The 16,571-nt window shown below is 60.4% G+C and carries 17 protein-coding genes; 4 read left to right on the forward strand and 13 right to left on the reverse strand.

Annotated features, from left to right (window positions below):
* Nucleotides 1-51 precede the first annotated feature (51 nt).
* Together B6V74_RS01935 and B6V74_RS01940 are read right to left on the reverse strand one after the other, a co-directional pair.
* On the reverse strand, nucleotides 52-474 hold the full coding sequence (locus B6V74_RS01935) for an OsmC family protein (protein WP_075774418.1): 423 nt from the start codon (nucleotides 472-474) through the stop codon (nucleotides 52-54).
* 60 nt (nucleotides 475-534) lie between these two features.
* Complete coding sequence (locus tag B6V74_RS01940) at nucleotides 535-1,746, reverse strand: deoxyguanosinetriphosphate triphosphohydrolase (protein WP_075774417.1); 1,212 nt, start codon at nucleotides 1,744-1,746, stop codon at nucleotides 535-537.
* A gap of 93 nt (nucleotides 1,747-1,839) precedes the next feature.
* Here B6V74_RS01940 and B6V74_RS01945 point away from each other — a divergent pair, with 93 nt between their 5' ends.
* Nucleotides 1,840-2,169 carry an iron-sulfur cluster assembly accessory protein gene (locus tag B6V74_RS01945; RefSeq protein WP_075774416.1) on the forward strand — a complete coding sequence of 110 codons (330 nt, stop codon included), beginning with the start codon at nucleotides 1,840-1,842 and terminating at the stop codon, nucleotides 2,167-2,169.
* An 88-nt stretch (nucleotides 2,170-2,257) separates the two neighbouring features.
* Here B6V74_RS01945 and B6V74_RS01950 read toward each other — a convergent pair whose 3' ends face one another.
* From B6V74_RS01950 to B6V74_RS01990, 9 genes are all read right to left on the reverse strand, one after another.
* Nucleotides 2,258-2,971, reverse strand: a complete 714-nt coding sequence (locus B6V74_RS01950) for a lipo-like protein (RefSeq protein ID WP_088721815.1) — start codon at nucleotides 2,969-2,971, stop codon at nucleotides 2,258-2,260.
* Between the two features lie 98 nt (nucleotides 2,972-3,069).
* On the reverse strand, nucleotides 3,070-3,540 hold the full coding sequence (locus B6V74_RS01955; protein WP_075774414.1) for a DUF6869 domain-containing protein: 471 nt from the start codon (nucleotides 3,538-3,540) through the stop codon (nucleotides 3,070-3,072).
* On the reverse strand, nucleotides 3,537-5,132 hold the full coding sequence (locus B6V74_RS01960) for a peptide chain release factor 3 (RefSeq protein WP_088721816.1): 1,596 nt from the start codon (nucleotides 5,130-5,132) through the stop codon (nucleotides 3,537-3,539). Before B6V74_RS01960 ends, B6V74_RS01955 begins: the two co-directional genes overlap by 4 nt.
* A gap of 420 nt (nucleotides 5,133-5,552) precedes the next feature.
* A complete protein-coding gene (locus B6V74_RS01965; protein ID WP_088721817.1) occupies nucleotides 5,553-7,082 on the reverse strand; it encodes a recombinase family protein in 1,530 nt (509 codons plus the stop codon).
* The gene (locus B6V74_RS01970) at nucleotides 7,079-7,258 is read right to left on the reverse strand and encodes a hypothetical protein (protein ID WP_088721818.1); all 180 of its coding nucleotides are present in this window, start codon (nucleotides 7,256-7,258) and stop codon (nucleotides 7,079-7,081) included. The genes B6V74_RS01965 and B6V74_RS01970 overlap by 4 nt, the downstream gene beginning before the upstream one ends.
* Before the next feature lie 217 nt (nucleotides 7,259-7,475).
* A complete protein-coding gene (locus B6V74_RS01975; RefSeq protein ID WP_088721819.1) occupies nucleotides 7,476-7,883 on the reverse strand; it encodes a hypothetical protein in 408 nt (135 codons plus the stop codon).
* Nucleotides 7,884-7,954: 71 nt separating this feature from the next.
* A complete protein-coding gene (locus B6V74_RS01980) occupies nucleotides 7,955-8,500 on the reverse strand; it encodes a type II toxin-antitoxin system PemK/MazF family toxin (protein WP_088721820.1) in 546 nt (181 codons plus the stop codon).
* A gap of 710 nt (nucleotides 8,501-9,210) precedes the next feature.
* Nucleotides 9,211-10,314, reverse strand: coding sequence for a hypothetical protein (locus B6V74_RS18705; protein ID WP_146694506.1), 1,104 nt, complete (start codon nucleotides 10,312-10,314; stop codon nucleotides 9,211-9,213).
* Entirely contained in the window at nucleotides 10,314-11,588 is a 1,275-nt protein-coding gene (locus B6V74_RS01990) for a hypothetical protein (RefSeq protein ID WP_088721822.1), read from the reverse strand. Before B6V74_RS01990 ends, B6V74_RS18705 begins: the two co-directional genes overlap by 1 nt.
* Before the next feature lie 222 nt (nucleotides 11,589-11,810).
* On the opposite strand from B6V74_RS01990, the gene B6V74_RS01995 reads away from it, so the two are divergent.
* The 3 genes from B6V74_RS01995 to B6V74_RS02005 all read left to right on the forward strand — a co-directional run bounded on the left by B6V74_RS01995 (nucleotide 11,811) and on the right by B6V74_RS02005 (nucleotide 15,238).
* On the forward strand, nucleotides 11,811-13,238 hold the full coding sequence (locus B6V74_RS01995) for a plasmid recombination protein (RefSeq protein WP_088721823.1): 1,428 nt from the start codon (nucleotides 11,811-11,813) through the stop codon (nucleotides 13,236-13,238).
* 69 nt (nucleotides 13,239-13,307) lie between these two features.
* Nucleotides 13,308-13,661: a hypothetical protein gene (locus tag B6V74_RS02000; RefSeq protein ID WP_088721824.1), complete on the forward strand. Its 354-nt coding sequence runs from the start codon at nucleotides 13,308-13,310 to the stop codon at nucleotides 13,659-13,661.
* A 272-nt stretch (nucleotides 13,662-13,933) separates the two neighbouring features.
* On the forward strand, nucleotides 13,934-15,238 hold the full coding sequence (locus B6V74_RS02005; RefSeq protein ID WP_088719392.1) for a DUF3422 domain-containing protein: 1,305 nt from the start codon (nucleotides 13,934-13,936) through the stop codon (nucleotides 15,236-15,238).
* 36 nt (nucleotides 15,239-15,274) lie between these two features.
* Here B6V74_RS02005 and B6V74_RS02010 read toward each other — a convergent pair whose 3' ends face one another.
* Nucleotides 15,275-15,520, reverse strand: a complete 246-nt coding sequence (locus B6V74_RS02010) for a hypothetical protein (protein ID WP_088721825.1) — start codon at nucleotides 15,518-15,520, stop codon at nucleotides 15,275-15,277.
* 113 nt (nucleotides 15,521-15,633) lie between these two features.
* Nucleotides 15,634-16,461: an aldo/keto reductase gene (locus B6V74_RS02015; protein ID WP_088721826.1), complete on the reverse strand. Its 828-nt coding sequence runs from the start codon at nucleotides 16,459-16,461 to the stop codon at nucleotides 15,634-15,636.
* Nucleotides 16,462-16,571: the final 110 nt, after the last annotated feature.

Raw genomic sequence — 16,571 nt, forward strand, 5'->3', positions numbered from 1 at the left:
GAAAAGGGCGCCTCACCGGGCGCCCTTTTGCTTTGTTCGCTCAGGACCGGATCAGTTGATCGTCAGGTCGAGCGTGATCTCGCAATTCAACAGCTTCGAGATTGGGCAGCCTTCTTTCGCGCCCTCGGCGGCCTTGCGGATCGCCTCCTCGTCGCCGGTTCCCTTCACGGTCGAGGTCAGCGCGGATTTCTTAACCGCGAAACCGTCGCCTTCCTTGTCGAGCGAGATTTCCGCCTTGGTGTCGATCACCACGTCCGAGACGCCCGCCTCTTCGAGCTGAAGCGACAGCGCCATCGAGAAACAGGACGCATGAGCCGCGCCGATCAGCTCTTCCGGGTTCGATCCGGGCTCACCCTCGAACCGGGTATTGAAGCCGTAGGGCTGCGCCTTCAGCGCGCCACTCTCGGTCGAAATCGTGCCTTTGCCGCCCTTGATGGTGCCTTCCCAATGGGCCGATGCGTGCTTGCGGATCATGAATCCCTCCTATGCGTTGCATTCGCGAGCACAACGAGACGGAGGGCCAGTGGTTCCGCCTCAGCGCCCGCGCCCGACCAGCCTATCATATTCCTGGATGGCGAAACGATCCGTCATACCCGCCACGTAATCGAGCACGACCCGCGCGAGAGCCTGCTTCGATTCCGGCCGCGTGCAGTCGCCGCCGAGGATACGGGCCCGCGAGACTTCTTCCTGCCATTCCTCGGGCAAAAGCTCCGGGCGTTCCATGAACAGGGGGAAGAGCGCGTTGATCATCTCGGTCACGCGCTTGCGCTCCACCACGACGGAGGGCGCGCGATACATGCGCTCGAACAGGAACTGCTTTAGCACCTTGAGGCTTTGATAGAGCGGCTTCGAGAAGCGGATGATCGGCCCGTCCATCTGCCGGATATCATCGACCGATTGCGGCCCGAGCGAGGTCAACCGGTTCTCGGCCACCGCGATCACGTCCTCCACCATCACGCCGAAGACCCGGCGCAGCGCCTCGTGCTGGCGCCGCGTGCGGTCGAGACCGGGATGCAGTTTGTCGACCTCGGCGAAACAGGCCCCGATCACCGGCAATTCGCACAGATCATCCTCGTCGAAGAGCCCCGCGCGCAGCCCGTCGTGCAGATCGTGGTGATTATAAGCCACGTCATCGGCCACGGCCGCCACCTGCGCCTCAGCGCTGGCGTTGGTCTCCAGCTCCAGGTCCCAGGCCGCATCGACCTCGGCCAGCGCATAGGGCAGTTCCTCGCGGCTCGGGAAACTGTGCGAACCGCCCTTGTCGGAAATCGCGGGCCCGTTGTGCTTGGCGATGCCTTCCAGCGTCTCCCATGTCAGGTTCAGCCCATCGAAGCCCGCGTAATGCTTCTCCAGCTTGGTCACGATCCGGAGCGCCTGCGCATTGTGATCGAAGCCCCCATAGGGCTTCATCAGCTCGGCCAGCGCGTCCTCGCCGGTATGCCCGAAGGGCGGATGGCCCAGATCATGGGCCAGCGCCACCGCCTCGGCCAGATCGGTGTTCAGCCCCAATGTCCCTGCAATCGTGCGCGCGACCTGCGCCACCTCGATGGTGTGGGTCAGGCGCGTGCGGTAGTAATCGCCCTCGTGTTCGACGAAAACCTGCGTCTTGTGCTTGAGCCGTCGGAAGGCCGAAGAATGGATGATCCGGTCCCGATCGCGCTGGAACGGCGAGCGGAAAGTGGACATGCTTTCGGGGTGAAGCCGCCCGCGGCTCTCGCCGGGCTGGCAGGCATAGGGCTTGAGCACTGGTAAAACCTCGTCTTGTCGGCACGCTTCGGCCCTCCTATATCTCGGATGTGACGGAAATACAGGCCCCGAGGGGTCAGGAAGGCCAATCCGATGCAACTCCCTCCGAAAGTGACCGAACGCGCCTTTGCGCGACTCGCGGAAATCAATGAAGGTCGCGAGGCGCCACAGGCGCTGCGCGTGGCCGTCGAGGGCGGCGGCTGTTCTGGTTTCCAGTATGATATCAAGCTCGAAGAGGCGCCTGCGGGCGACGACATCGTGCTCGAAGGCGCGGGCCAGAAGGTGCTGATTGACCCGGTTTCTCTGCCCTTCCTCGAGAACGCCACGATCGACTTCACCGAAGAACTGATCGGCGCGCGTTTCGTGATCGAGAACCCGAACGCGTCGAGCTCCTGCGGCTGCGGCGTCTCCTTCGCGATGTAACGACGCAGGCGATGCGCCTTATCTGAAAGGCGCATTCTCGCTTCCTCTTGATATAAATATCCCCGCCGGAGGCGCGCTTCCTCCGGCGTCACTCCAGTGGCAATTGGCGAAAATCGAACCCGCCTTCTAGCGTCGGCTTGATCACGGCGAAATAGGGCGAGAGATCGAAATCGCGCGGCGTGAACAGCGACGAGTGCCGGATATGCAGGATTTCCCCCTGGCTGTCGGCGCTGCCCATCACGACATCCGGCAGGATCGGGTAGTGGACCGCGTGAAACGCCTCGGCGATCACGGTCGAACAGATCGCCCGCGTCGGGTCGCCCGATCCGAGCGCCAGCATCCGCCGCCGGAACCGATGCGGCACGGGAGGGCGCGGCAGCAGGTACCGCGCGAGATCGACCACGTTTCTCAGGTCATACTGCCGCCCGACCGCGCCTTGCATGTAGTTAATCACGACCTCAAGCTGATCGTGGCCAAGCCCGACGGGCCGACAGATGCGTGTGTTGAGATGCGAATAGGCCGAAAGCCCGGTGATCCTGACGCCTTCCTCCAGGTCCGCCTCGATCAGCTCGCCCCCGGGCGGGCCGCCGGAATAGAAGGCTGCATGGGACCAAGTGGAATGGGTAAGATACTTGATCGCCGCCGAAATCCGCCGGTCGCCCTCCACCAACAGCACATCGCCCGGCCGAAGCGTCGCGCGCAAGGCAGGGGTCGGGATGACCCCGAAAGGCTGGTAGAAGCGGGTCTGCTTTTGCAAAAACCGCGCGATTGCCTTGCCGGGCAGACGAGAGACACGCGCCATGATCTCCTCCTTGTTCAGAGGTAGGTGTGGCGCGCACAGATGCACAGCCCAGACGCAAAGATGTGATTTTCGTTACCCGATGCGCGATGCGCCTGCGCTCATTTCGGCGGTAGCGGTCCACCCATGTCGAGCCCGGTATCCATCGCCGGGGCGCGTGCCTTCTCGATACGCGACCAGAGCGCGGTATTGCCCTCTCCCTGCTGCGGCCAGACGCCCGTCAGCGCAAAGCGGAACCGCGCGGAATGGCGCGCCTCGCGCTCGATCCGGTCGATGAACTCGTCGCCATGCTCCGCGACCAGATCTTCCAGCGGCCCGGCGGCGAGCATCACCACCTGCCAGATCGTCGTCGCCCCGGTCAGCGCCTTGCGGATGAAGGTCCAGAGCACCTCGGGATATTCGCGCAGCTCGAAGACACACAGCACCGACCAAGGGAAGTCCTCGCCCTCGGGCTCCTCGGCATTGTCGGCAAGCCACAGATCGACCAGCGCCTCGACCGTGCGCACGTCTTCCGGGGCACTCGCTTCGTTGCACAGGATCGAGACGAGTTCGGGGGGCAGTGGGGTTGTCATTGCATCATTTCCTTGGTCGCCGAGAGCGTCACGCCCTCGTAGTCGCGCTCGACCCGGTCGATGTCCCATTGCAGGCGCGTGAGGAACACCACGTCGCCGTCATGATCATAAGAGATGTGCTGCTTGTTGGCGTTGACCAGCTTCTCGACCGCCGCCTTGTCGCCCAACACCCAGCGGGCGGAGGTGAACTGCGAGGCCTCGAAGCGTACGGGGATGCCGTATTCCAGCTCGATCCGGCTCGCCAGCACGTCGAATTGCAGCGCGCCGACGACGCCCACGATGAAGCCCGAGCCGATCGCGGGCTTGAACACCTTGGCCGCGCCCTCTTCGGCGAATTGCATCAACGCCTTCTCGAGGTGCTTGCCCTTCATCGGGTCGGTCGCACGCACGGATTGCAGCAGTTCCGGCGCGAAGCTCGGGATGCCGGTGAAGCGAAGCGCCTCGCCCTCGGTCAGCGCGTCGCCGATGCGCAATTGCCCGTGGTTCGGAATACCGATGATATCGCCGCCCCAGGCCTCTTCCGCCAGTTCGCGGTCGGCTGCGAGGAACAGAACCGGGTTCGACACCGCCATCTGTTTCTTCGAGCGCACATGCAGCAGCTTCTGCCCGCGCGTGAAATGCCCCGAGACGAGACGCACGAAAGCCACGCGGTCGCGGTGCTTGGGGTCCATGTTCGCCTGCACCTTGAAGACGAAACCCGCGACCTTCTTCTCCTCGGGCGCCACGTCACGCTCGGCGGATTTGAAGACCTCCGGCTCGGGTCCGAATTCCCCGATCCCGTCCATCAACTCCTTCACGCCGAAGCTGTTGATCGCCGAGCCGAACCAGATCGGTGTCAGGTGACCTTCGAGGAAACTCTGGCGGTCGAAGGTGGGCAACAGTTCGCGCGCCATCTCGATCTCTTCCTTCAGTTTCTCAAGCAGATCGGCCGGAACATGTTCGGCCAGCTTGGGATCATCCAAACCACTGATCTTGATCGACTCGGCCACCTTGTTGCGGTCGGCGCGATCCATCAGTTCCAGCCGGTCGTGCAGCATGTCGTAGCAACCGAGGAAATCGCGGCCCATCCCGATCGGCCAAGAAGCCGGGGCCACGTCGATCGCGAGATTTTCCTGAATCTCGTCGATGATCTCGAACGTGTCGCGGCTCTCGCGGTCCATCTTGTTACAGAAGGTCAGGATCGGCAGATCGCGCAGGCGGCAGACCTCGAAGAGCTTGCGGGTCTGGCTCTCCACGCCCTTCGCGCCGTCGATCACCATGATCGCCGCATCCACCGCCGTCAGCGTTCGGTAAGTATCTTCCGAGAAATCCGAGTGGCCGGGCGTGTCGACGAGGTTGTAGCGGAACTCGCGATACTCGAAGGACATCGCAGAGGCCGAGACCGAAATCCCGCGATCCTGTTCGAGCTTCATGAAGTCCGAGCGAGTCCGCCGCGCCTCGCCCTTGGCACGCACCTGCCCCGCCATCTGGATGGCGCCGCCGAAAAGCAGGAACTTCTCGGTCAAGGTGGTCTTGCCCGCATCCGGGTGCGAGATGATCGCGAAGGTGCGGCGACGGGCGATTTCGGGCGGGAGCGCGGGACGGTTCATCATGCGCGCTCGTTTAGCCTGCCCGCGCGCGCCTTGCAATCGCGGCGATGGGGGCTCCGCCCCCGCGCTGACGCGCTCCCCCGGGATATTTGGACCAAGGCGAAGTTCAATCCCACGCGCCCCTTCCTCTTGGCGGAAATATCCCGGGGGGTGAATTGGCGCAGCCAAGAGGGGGCAGCGCCCTGTGCCCGACCGTTAATTGTCGGCCTTGCCGGTCCAATCGCTCCTGTCACCACGAGGTGGCATCTCGCGCCTGTATTGCCCTTTGTGCTGATGATTTCAGTCATCGTGCTCAAGCAACCGTGCCGAATTCTGCGCGTCCTGCCCGGTAAAGAAGAATGCCGCCGGACGCCCCGGCCCAGCCAGCGGACCGCAATGGAGACGAATCCACGCCACCGCGCCTCACACTGGTCCCCACCCCCCTTAACGCAAATTGCCGAGATCCATCTGGATCTCGGCTGCGAGGCCATCTGGGGACGCTGGGTCCGGTATGAGGGTGATAGATCGGATCAGGCTGCCAAGCTCTTCGTTTGCGCGCGCGACGAGATCAGGATCGCCGAGCAAGGCTTCAAGGTCCCGAATTGCGGCTTCGAAAAGGGCCGCGATGTCGGGCGGAGCGGTGTTCTTCTTCGTCTGTTGTATCTTGAGTTGCGTGATCCGCGCTTCAAGATCCGCCACTTCCGCTTTCAACTCCTTGTCGCGGGCCGAGTAGGCGGTGTAATCCGCGCCCTGCTCGATAGCCTTCATAATCCCTTTGCGCGCCATGGTCGCATTCGTCAGATCGGCGTTCGCGCGCTTGATTGCAGTTTCCAGATCAGTGCTGTCGAGTGCGCGCAGCTCCGCTTGAAATGCAGCCTCGAACTCCGCAACCAGCTCGGCGCTATGCAGTTCAGTGCGCAGGGTGTCGAAGACACGGGGCTCGATCCTGTCCTGTCGGATCGAGATCTTATTGTTGCAAGCCGATCTGCGTGCCTCGCGGCATTGGAAGCGGTTCTTGCCAGATTTGACATAAGGCGCCCCGCAGCAGCCACAGATCAGAAGTCCGCTGAGCAGGTGCTTCGAACGACGCGCAGCATGGGCGTTCCCCGATTTGTCGGCTTTGAGAGTGCGCTGCGCAAGCTCTGCTTGAACGGAGTCCCAAAGGTCCTGGGGCACGATCCTCAGTTCTTCGTGGGTCCCGCGCACCACATCCTCCTCGGTCGCGAAGACGGCTTTCTCGCCAGTCTCCGGGTGATAACGACGACCGAACTTACAGACCGAGGCCTCGCCGATATAGAGGCGGTTGTTGAGAATGCCTTCCTCGCGATCTTTGCGGCCTCGGATTGTCGAGCCATCCCAGCTGCCACCCTTAGGTGCCGGAATCCGATCAGAGTTTAGCCCCTTGGCGATTGCGTGTGCAGATTTACCGTCAGCGGTCTCCCGAAAAATCCGTTGGACGACTTCGGCCTGCTCCTGGTCAATCTCCCGGTTCAATCCAGTCGGATTGTCGCGCTTTCGATAGCCGTAGGCGCTCGTGTGGAGGCGCCCGCGCGCGACCGCGCCTTGCATACCCCGACGCGTGTGAGCACCAATCATCTCCGAGAACTGCTGCGCCCCGAACCCTCCCAGCAGAACCTTGAAGAAATCCTGCGGGCCTTCTTTCACCGAATGCAGATCGACGCCCTGAAACTTGAACAGATCGAACTGGGAAAGCGCATCCGCCACCTTGCGGGTCAGGCGATCAAGCGCCTCGACCACAACGACATCGACTTCGCTTCGACCGATTGCGTCTTTCATCGCCTGGAAGCCGGGACGGCGCATGTTGCGGCCCGTCATCTCACGGTCATCGAAGACAGCGACGACGGTCCAGCCGTTGCGGTCGCATTCGCGGCGTGCCATGGCGATCTGGTCCTCGATCGAGGTGGCCTTTTGGAGGCTCGACGAGTAGCGGGCATAGATGGCGGCGCGGATCATTTGATGCTCCGCTCGGTCGGAGCTGCATGGATATTCGCGGGCTGGGCAGCCTCGACGAAGCGCCGTGCGGCCGCGCGACCGAGAAGGGAGACGAGCCCAGTGGGCGCGCGCACGATCCGGGTCGTGCCACCGGGGTTGTCGTTGGCTGCGGTCAGCGTTTGGGTGGATGCCTGCATGTTGTGAGCCTCTTGGTCTGATTTTCGGTTTTCTGAAGCTGTAAAGACCCCCGAAAACTAAAAACGAAAACTTGGCGATCCGCGTCCATTTCGACGCCAAGTCTTTGTTTTAGAATACTAAGAAAATTCTAAATCGGACGATCAGATCGACTTAATCTGCCCCGAAAAGGGGGCGCAGATCCCGTTCGGAAGCCACGCCCCAAGTTGGGTGGCTGGCTTACTTGCCGAGCCACCGAAGACGGCGGACTTCTTGATCCGCCGCTATCAAATCGGCGACGCGCTCCGAGTGGTTCAGCGCCACCCTCAGTTCGTCGCGAAACACCTCGACCGTGTCGTCGGGGAGGAAGGCCCCGAGCCGCTCGATGCAGAGCGCGATTTCGGCGCGAGCCCCGTCGCCGATCGTGTCGCGCCGCTCCAGCCTACGCTCGAGCGCGGTGAGCTCCGTGCGGATATCCTCGGCGATGCCTTGAGAGAGATCAGAGGCCGATTGCAGGGCAAGGCGCAGCGCGCCGGTCGCATCGGCGGCGATGTCCTGGATCCGGTCGATGTCCGGCGTTTTCTGTTCGGGCGAGGACAGAATGATCCGATGGGTGTTGCCGCTCGGGATCATGTTGGGAACGAGCATTGTTGAAACTCCTGTTGAGAGAGGGAAAGGCGGCAGCGCCGGCGAACTGACGCTGCCGAAAGGCTTCAGCGTCAGGTGCCGGTGATGACCGCCCGCGCCGCGGCCCGGGCCCGGGCTTCGATCAGCGACTTGCGGTCATCGATGCGCGCACGGCGGCGCTCCGCGCGCGCCTCGGCAGCGATGTCGGCCTCGGCCTGAAGTCGCGCCCGTATCGCATGCATCCGCGCCAGCGGACGCCCGGTCAGACGGCCAAGCACAGGCGTGCGCAGGGTCGGACTGACAGCGAAGGCGCGATTGTTGGGGCGCACGATCACGATGCGATCGCCGCGAAACGCCGTGGCGCGCTCGAGCCCGGCCACGCGCGCATCGTGCGAGCCGAGCGGGATCGCATAACCCTTGCGGACCTTCTCGGTGACGGAGGTGCCGTAGGCGATGGTGAGCCAGCGCTGCCCAGAAATCAGGGCGGACGCGAGAACGAGACAAGGACGGGCCTTGGGTTCAGGGCCGGTCTTGCCTTCGTTCGTGGGGAAGCGGAACGAGACGATGTCGCCAGAGCGCAAGGTCTCGGACCACGCCTGCGTCGTCGTCTCGACGGTCGAGGGAACGTTGTCGAACATGGGGTTCTCCATTTTGGGAAAAGATCGACCCGCTCCCGCTCGGCCCCTGCGGGGTGTCCGGGTTTCGGTCGCGCGTCACATCGACCGCGCGACCGAAACCCGGACGCCTCGGCGGCCATTCACGCGAAACCGCTCGGGCCCTGGCCCGCGGTTAGCCGAGAGGAGGCACAATGCTGGAGGGGGTTCGGGGGAGGCGCGCCCAAGCGGCCTCCCCCGGGCGCAGGGGGTGTCCAGAGGGGGAGTGCAGAACGACGACCCTTTGGTCCCGCGGAAGGCGGCCGGGGTAGTCCAGAGGGGGTGGCGAACGCCCCTATGGTCCGTCGGAGGACGCCAGGGGGAGGCCGGAGGGGGCGCGGCGAGCGACCGCCCTTCGGTCCCGCGGAAGGCGCGGGGTCCGGGGCAGCGCCCCGGCGAACGGCTTCTGACAGGGAGGGCCAAAGGCCCGGACTGTCAGATGCTTAGTGAGTAATGGTGTTGTAGGGCTCGTGCGTCAACGGCCGGGACACGTAAGAAAGAGAGAGCTCGGCGCATTCAGCTTAGAATCCAAGACATCGGGCGTCGCCAAGCCACGCAAGTTTCCAAGAGAAGATTTTGCACCAGTGATGTGTAAATTTGAAGAACCCCCAGAAATCCGAGAGTGGATACCGAGCCTCCTCCAACTGATGAGATTCGCATATAGCCGGAAAATGCTAGCATGTTTGACTATCAGCTCAGCCATGCGAAAGAGTCTCTTTGTTCATTGTTTTCTCGAGATCTTTCGGAAGGCGACACGCCTCAATAATATATGAGGTCGCTGCGGTAATGAATTGCGCTAGTCTACTGTTATCCTTAAACTGCTTTTTAATCAGCGCATCAAAATCAGGATCATTCTTGGATATCTGCCTGATAGAGAGTTCTCGGCACATATATGCGCACTTAAATATATCGTCGGGAGAAGCTATTACTAGCCCAACAAAGCTAACAAAGCGCTTCCAAGCCGGGAATTCTTGAAGATCCGACGCCGTATCACCGTTCATACCTGCGCGTATTGAGTTTTCAAGGATTGCTTGGCGGATCGTAAATGACTCATGGCCTCCCCAAACATAGAGACGTAGCGCGTCCTCAAAGTTTTCTCGTTTCATCGCCGGGCTATATATGCGCCGAAAATCACGCCCCATTTCTGCCCACAAAATAAACATGTAGGAGATCATATCAAACACCATAGAAATATGTTCTGATTTTCCAGGGTCGAAATTTCCTCGATTTTTCCTGATTTCACCAAGGATTTTACGAAATGTTTGCTCGGGTTTTTGGGATAGTGGCGCTACGTTGTGACACAAGACGAGCATCTGCTCCGACCAAGCAGACTTTGTGTATGCATCATAAACTTCATTCCAACGTTCTATCGAAGATTGATAACAAAAATCCTTGTTGAAATCTTGAGCTACCGCTCGACCAAGCTCCTCGAAGGATTTTTCATCATGCAAATCTACATTTACTTTTAGCGCCGAAATCCGGTGGTTAAAAACTGCTGGCTTCCCAGTTATAACAAATGCGCCGTTAGCTCCCGTGTAGGTCATCAGTCCAGACGCCCAAAATGCGCGTGAAATCGCTCCTACTTTGCTGCTGCTTTTGCAATCAAAAATTATCCGACGAAGGTCTCCGTCAGAAACGTTCTCTATACCTAAAACATCAATATCCGTCAGAACTTCGGGCTTGCTGGTCAGATCAGACGCTGTGTTCACAACGACCTCAAGGCACGGCAAATAATTCTGCGCGAGGCAATATCTCAGCGCAAGTTGTTTCTGGTGGCGATCTTTATCGAACTTACCCATCAGTCAAACTTCAGCATCAGTTGAGTATATTCCTCTACGGCTTGCGGATCAGTGATATCTTTCTGTTTCCTTTTGAGCTCTGCTGCTGCGACGATAGACTGAATGTAAACCTCATCCTTCGTGAGCGCTATTCGCGCGTCCTGATTTACTTCCATGTTTGCCACCTCACCAGTCTTCAAGACGTCTATCGCAAGATTGAGTGCGGATTCGTTTTCTTGGGTGCGATTTAGGTGAAGCTGCCACCTTCCGTTTGAAACCTCTTTAAGGTGAGCAACTCTCATTACCACGAGATTTTGGTATTGCGCCGACGCCTCAGAGTTAGACTTGATATAGCCTCGGTCTCTCAGCGCCCGCAATATTGCTATTGGGGAATGAATTCTGTATCGATCTGCTAAGAGTTGGCCCTTCCGGACTGCAGAGACGAGAGCCATGGCGCGTTCATATATCTCTCTATTTGCGGCGTTCAAACGAGCCGAGCCTGGTTTAGGCGTGAATACAAAGGATTCTTGCTTTCCACCAAAAGAAATTGTGGGAGGCTTGATGATACCTTCGCTAGTTAACTTGGTAAGAAGTTGGATCTCTGTTTGCGAGAGATTGCTAGACCCGAGCTGCCCAGAATTCGTAGCAAGCGACAAAGGCCAACCCTGATTGGCTTTAACTTTTTCAAGAACCGACGATAAGGCGGGTGCACCAACTGCAGCAACAGTGTCCGCTAAGCCATCCAGATTATCAGCATAATAAAATGGGCTTATCAGGATATTTTTTCCTCTAGCCTTCTGCTCAGACAGCATTCCGGAAATTGACCCGAATTCCAAGCAGCGGCGGAAAATGTCGCGATCAATCCCGCTCTTAGCTTGGAAGGACTGCGTGTTCTGAGGGGCCTCTCTTAGCGCTTGCAGAATAGACAATGTGGCTTGCTCGTGCTCGTTCATTTTCAATTCACTATCTGAAAATTCACCGAGACCGACATAGACATCATCAAAAAGAGGAATGTTGGGAATAATTTTCTCTATAGTCCGGCCCGACGTGACCAGGCGCACGAACTCGACCTCTTCTAGTATCTTGAGCGTTTCTTTGAGGGAATGCGACGGGATCCCCATGAAGTGGTCAGAGACTTTCCGCAGCACTTCGTAATCGATAGAACCTAAGCCTTTGATATGAACGGCAAGAGTTGCGGCCATGCCGAGGAGCGGAAGTTGGTCGTATTCGGTGATGTTCACCGTTCCGAGACCTGAATGAAGATCGTAGGCAAATTCTGCAATTTCTTTAGTCATATCCGCACCTTCAAAAAATTCTACCAAGAGGTAAGCGGACTCTGCATTAGGTGTCAAACGCCTTCCACACACCGACGGCCGAAGCTGCGACATGACTTAGGAGAACGCTGATCTTTGAGGTTTTTTGACTCCTAGAGGGGTATGTCCTCCCCGGCTCCAGAAAAGTTTTGGCGAATTTCCTCTCGGCACATTTCCCGACGGCAACCCCAACAGGAGGCCGTCATGTCCATGCATCAACCTATCAACGCATCCTCAGATACGTCGGCGTCTTCGCCCCATCCAGTCGTGCTTCGCTTTGCGGAGCTCTACCCTCAGCAGCTCTACCGCTATCGGATGCACGGTGACCGCAAGCAACAGGAAGATCGCCTGGATCATGTCGATCTGAGCCGCACACCGCTGAACGAACAGATCCTCGGCTCCTCGAATTGGCACAAAGAGCTTAGGCAGGCGGTGCGCCTCGCGAGCCTTCAAAATATCAATCAACAGGTCGAAGGGCTGCGCGCAGCCAAGCGTCATAAGGAAGCTGACCGTTGCTTGATTGAGGGGCCGCGCGACCCGTGGCGCAAGTCGAAATTCGGTCCTTTGCGCGAGTTCATCATCACCGCAAACCGCGAGTGGTTCGTGCCCTCTGAAGCTGAAAGTCGTTTTGTCGGGACCGACGCAGAGAAAGCAACGGCACGGCAGCTGTTGATCCAAGAGCGCGAAGCTCAGTTTCAGGCAAGGGCAATAGAATGGCTGAGATCGCGCTTCGGCGATCAGGTTCTGCATGCCCGTGCAGATCGCGACGAGACGACATTCCACATCCACGGGGTGATCGCACCTTGGACCGAGAAACACACGACGCGCAGCGGCACACAGCGCCTCCTCCAGCCATCCTCTCACCCGCTCCTGAAGGATTACGAGAAGGCGCAGGATGACATCGGGGAGTTCTTTACCTCCCTGGGACTGGCACGCGGAGAACGACAGGCAGCAGCTCGCCGGAAAGCGAAGGAAGAGAAAAAGACCGATCCGAGCGTAATCATTCCGGGTCGCAAGAAACATGTCCCGGCCCATGTCTGGCGCGCGAATGAGGAGGTCCGCTTGGCCCGCGAAAAAGCCAAGATCGAGGCCGAGACGAAGAAGCTCGAAGCAGAGCAGAAGCGCGCCGAGCGACTGCAGCGTGATACCAAAGACCAACGAAAGGCTCTGAACGCCGCAAACAGGCGCGCCGAAGCGCGCGAGGCCGAGGCGAATGAAGTGATCGAAATCGCCACACACGCGGCGACGGGGAGCCTCATCCCGGCGCATGGCGACCGACTGGCGGTGGCGCCGCGCCTTCCGAAGGAGTCGCGGGAGCGTGAGCGGCTGGAACGCCTCTTGACCGCGCCTGGCGCCTCGGCGCGCAAGCTACTGATCCATCTGGGCGGCGCCTATCGAGCCTTTCGGCTGGGTGCAGCCCGAAAAGCCGAGAACGATGTCGCCGCACGGCTGGCTGCGGTCGCGCAGAAAGAAACAGCTCTCGAAAAGCTGCGGGCCAAGATGATCGCCGCTCTCCCGTCGAACCTGCGCAGCCATTTTATCGCAGATACGCAAATCGAAAAACGAGAGGTCGAAGAGGCAACCAAGGCGCTGAAAGGAAAGAGCAAAAATGGCGATCAAAGAAGTCGATAAATCCGCTTCTTGTCGAACCCCGGAGGTCCACATTCATACCTCACCCCGTTGCTAGCAAAGGAGCACGACATGACCGTTCAAATCCCCCAAACCCAGCAAGACCGCATCTTCCAGCAGTATCTGAACCTCCAGAGCAAAGTCGCTCAGGTAGCTGAAAAAGAGCACAAGGCGCAACTGCGCCGGCGGCGCTATGTGCTCGATGCCTTTGGCAAGTGGCTGGACAAGGCGCCGCGCAGTGAGGTCGAGACTTTCCTCGAGGCGCTCTCGGAGGCATCAGGCACCGCTGACAGCAAGCGGATCGCAGACTACCTCTCGAAACTGCCTCCTGAACCGGAAGCAACCGCTCCGGTCTCGTCTCCAGCACCGCAAGCCTCGGCCACCGAAAAGCCTCAGGAGAGGCCCGCGGATCGCAAGAGCGACTGATCAGCGGTCACTTCGCGTCGGCATTGCTGATCGCGAGCATCAATCACAAAAGCCCGCCAGTGCTCTGGCGGGCTTTTCATTCCGTTGGCTGCATCTGATCAAAGGGACGACAGCCCGGCAACTAACGGTCGGGCAGCGCCCCCTCCCCCTCGTGGCTCGCGTGGCGCTGTGGCAGATTTACCCGGTATTCCGATGCATGCCGTCAAACGCTTGATCGGCGGGAAATTTCGCCGCAGCTAGAAGGTCACACCCGCGTGAGCGAGACCTATGAGATGACCGCCGATCCCAAACCCCATCTGCCCGACCATCCGCAGCGCTATGCGCTTGTGAACGAATTGCACGCCCGCCCCTACCCGAAGCTCGGCGTCCCGGGCCACGCGGTCTATGTCGCCTTCAAGGAGCCGCGCGACGCCGCCAATCGCGACCGCAGCAAGGATCACGACCATCTCGTCGATCTTCTGACGCGCAATGGCGCGGCGCAGCCTCAGGCGGGGATCACCCATTACGCCGGCAAGATCGGGCGGCACGAGGTGAAGTGGGAGAGCCATACCGAATTCACCACTTATCTCGCTTTCGGCAAAGGCGTGTCGTCGCGCGCCTTCGACCCGGCGGAGACCGAGATCTACCCCGATAGCTGGATCGATGCGGGCCCCGGCGGGCGGATCGCCGCGGTGCAGATCCGCATCGAGGAGTTGCCCGAGAACCCCGACGACATCGCGCCGCTTCTGGAGCAATGGTTCGTCACCGAGAGCCTCGTCTGCACCTGGGTGCTCGACGGGGCTGCGGTGGTCGCGGGCGATTTCCGGATCGATCCGAACGGGCAGATGCGCTTCGCTATCTTCGCGCGGCCCGGGACCGGGCCGGGACGGATCGGGCGCACGGTGCAGCGGCTCTGCGAGCTGGAGACCTACCGGGCGATGTCGATGCTCGGATTGGCGCGGGCGCGCGACCTGTCGCAGCGGCTCAATGCGCTCGACCCGAGGCTGACCGAGATCGTGGACGGGATGGGCGACGACGCGCACTCCGCAGAAGAAACGCTGCACGACCTGCTGGAAATCTCGGCTGAGCTGGAGAGCCTCGCGGTCGCGCATTCCTTCCGGTTCTCGGCGACCGGGGCCTATGAGGCGATCGTCCGAGAGCGGGTGGAGTCCTTGCGCGAAAGCCGCTTCGAGGGGCGCCAGAAACTCAGCGAGTTCATCGCCCGGCGCTACGACCCGGCGGTGCGCACGGTGAAATCGGCGGAGACGCGGCTGCAGCAGATGGTGACGCGGGCGGCGCGGGCGGGCGAGTTGCTGCGCACGCGGGTCGATGTGGAGCGCTCGGCGCAGAACCAGAAAGTGCTGGAAAGCATGGATCGCCGCTCGGACCTGCAGCTGCGCCTGCAGCACACGGTCGAAGGGCTGTCGGTGGTCGCGATCAGCTACTACGCGATCTCGGTCGCGGGCTACCTGGCTTATCCGCTCTCGAAGAAGATCGGACTGACGAAAGAGATCATGATGGCAGGGCTGACGCCGATCGTGATCCTCGCGGTCTGGCTGATGATCCGGCGTATCCGCAAGGGTGTAGGGGGGCATTGAGGGGAGGCGTCATGCCTCCCCTCGTGTCGTACCGCCTCAGAGACAGAGAAACAGGTGCGCGTTGGTGTATTCCGCGACTTGGCGCGACGAGGCGTATTCTGCTCTCTTGTCTTTCTTGGCACAGATACGGTCCGCCTCGGCCTGGGCGTTCACCTTCACCTCAGCCTGATCGGCAAGCATTGATGTCTGGATGGTGACGCTATCTCCGTTGTAGTCGCTCACGATCGGCGTCGCAGGCACGCATCCAGCAAGAAATGGCAGCAACAATAAAGCTTTACGCATTTAGTTCTCCTCCACAAAACAAACTCACTAAACCGTGAGTGTCGTGTGAAGATCAACTCTCGCGGCCCGTCCCGAGCGGCGCGGTCAGCGCAAGGGTGACATTTAAGTCACCCTCAGAAATCCGCCGTCGCCGGGTTCGGCCCGATCCGGCCCGCAGCAGTGTCGATCTGCTTGATCTGCGCCATCTCATGCTCGCTCAGCTCGAAATCGAACACGTCGATATTCTCGCGCATCCGCTCGTGATTGGCGGATTTGGGGATCGTCACGAGGCCCAGCTGGATCTGCCAACGCAAGGTGACTTGTGCGGCGGAGACGCCGTGGCGGGCGGCGATCTCGGTGAGGATCGGGTTCGCGAGCGCCTCGCCCTGACCCAGCGGCGACCAGCATTCGGTGGTAATGCCGAGCTTTTCATGCGCCGCGCGCTGGTCGGCCTGCTGGAAGCGTGGATGCAGCTCGATCTGGTTGATCGCGGGTGCCTCGCCGGTCTCCTCGATCAGCCGCTCGAGATGGTCGGGCAAGAAGTTCGACACGCCGATCGCGCGGATTCGGCCGGCGTCGCGCAACTCGATCATGGCCCGCCACGTCTCGACATATTTGTCCTTGGCGGGCATCGGCCAGTGGATCAGGTAGAGATCGAGATAGTCGAAGCCCAGCTTGTCCAACGTCTCGTCGAAGGCGCGCTTGGTTTCGTCATAACCCTGCCGGTCATTCCAGAGCTTCGAGGTCACGAAGATGTCTTCTCGTGCGACGTCGCTGTCCGCGACACCACGGCCCACGCCCGCCTCGTTGCCATAGGCCGCGGCGGTGTCGATGTGGCGATAGCCCGCATCCAGCGCATTACGGATGATGCGCGGTGTCTCGGCTTCCTCCATCTTCCAGACGCCGAGGCCAAGTTGCGGGATCTTGATGCCGTCGTTGAGGGTAAGGGTCGGAACGCTCATGGTCGATCTCCTGATTGCCTATTCGGTTGGGCAACAGGTTAGGGCGGCGCCGCGTTCCGGAAAGGCTGTCACGGCGCGGTGAGGTGCAGCGCCGCGCCCCGGGACCGAGC

It is taken from the genome of Thioclava sp. F42-5 (assembly GCF_002213195.1).
In the GTDB taxonomy this organism is placed as follows: domain Bacteria; phylum Pseudomonadota; class Alphaproteobacteria; order Rhodobacterales; family Rhodobacteraceae; genus Thioclava; species Thioclava nitratireducens.

Excerpts from the sequence above, each read along its gene's own strand:
- B6V74_RS01990 (WP_088721822.1), bottom strand. The coding sequence starts at position 11,588 with ATGACTAAAGAAATTGCAGAATTTGCCTACGATCTTCATTCAGGTCTC.
- B6V74_RS01975 (WP_088721819.1), bottom strand. The coding sequence starts at position 7,883 with ATGCTCGTTCCCAACATGATCCCGAGCGGCAACACCCATCGGATCATT.
- B6V74_RS01980 (WP_088721820.1), bottom strand. The coding sequence starts at position 8,500 with ATGTTCGACAACGTTCCCTCGACCGTCGAGACGACGACGCAGGCGTGG.
- B6V74_RS01955 (WP_075774414.1), bottom strand. The coding sequence starts at position 3,540 with ATGACAACCCCACTGCCCCCCGAACTCGTCTCGATCCTGTGCAACGAA.
- B6V74_RS01960 (WP_088721816.1), bottom strand. The coding sequence starts at position 5,132 with ATGATGAACCGTCCCGCGCTCCCGCCCGAAATCGCCCGTCGCCGCACC.
- B6V74_RS02010 (WP_088721825.1), bottom strand. The coding sequence starts at position 15,520 with ATGCGTAAAGCTTTATTGTTGCTGCCATTTCTTGCTGGATGCGTGCCT.
- B6V74_RS01995 (WP_088721823.1), top strand. The coding sequence starts at position 11,811 with ATGTCCATGCATCAACCTATCAACGCATCCTCAGATACGTCGGCGTCT.
- B6V74_RS02015 (WP_088721826.1), bottom strand. The coding sequence starts at position 16,461 with ATGAGCGTTCCGACCCTTACCCTCAACGACGGCATCAAGATCCCGCAA.
- B6V74_RS01965 (WP_088721817.1), bottom strand. The coding sequence starts at position 7,082 with ATGATCCGCGCCGCCATCTATGCCCGCTACTCGTCGAGCCTCCAAAAG.
- B6V74_RS01950 (WP_088721815.1), bottom strand. The coding sequence starts at position 2,971 with ATGGCGCGTGTCTCTCGTCTGCCCGGCAAGGCAATCGCGCGGTTTTTG.
- B6V74_RS01935 (WP_075774418.1), bottom strand. The coding sequence starts at position 474 with ATGATCCGCAAGCACGCATCGGCCCATTGGGAAGGCACCATCAAGGGC.
- B6V74_RS01970 (WP_088721818.1), bottom strand. The coding sequence starts at position 7,258 with ATGCAGGCATCCACCCAAACGCTGACCGCAGCCAACGACAACCCCGGT.
- B6V74_RS02000 (WP_088721824.1), top strand. The coding sequence starts at position 13,308 with ATGACCGTTCAAATCCCCCAAACCCAGCAAGACCGCATCTTCCAGCAG.
- B6V74_RS01945 (WP_075774416.1), top strand. The coding sequence starts at position 1,840 with ATGCAACTCCCTCCGAAAGTGACCGAACGCGCCTTTGCGCGACTCGCG.
- B6V74_RS02005 (WP_088719392.1), top strand. The coding sequence starts at position 13,934 with ATGACCGCCGATCCCAAACCCCATCTGCCCGACCATCCGCAGCGCTAT.
- B6V74_RS18705 (WP_146694506.1), bottom strand. The coding sequence starts at position 10,314 with ATGGGTAAGTTCGATAAAGATCGCCACCAGAAACAACTTGCGCTGAGA.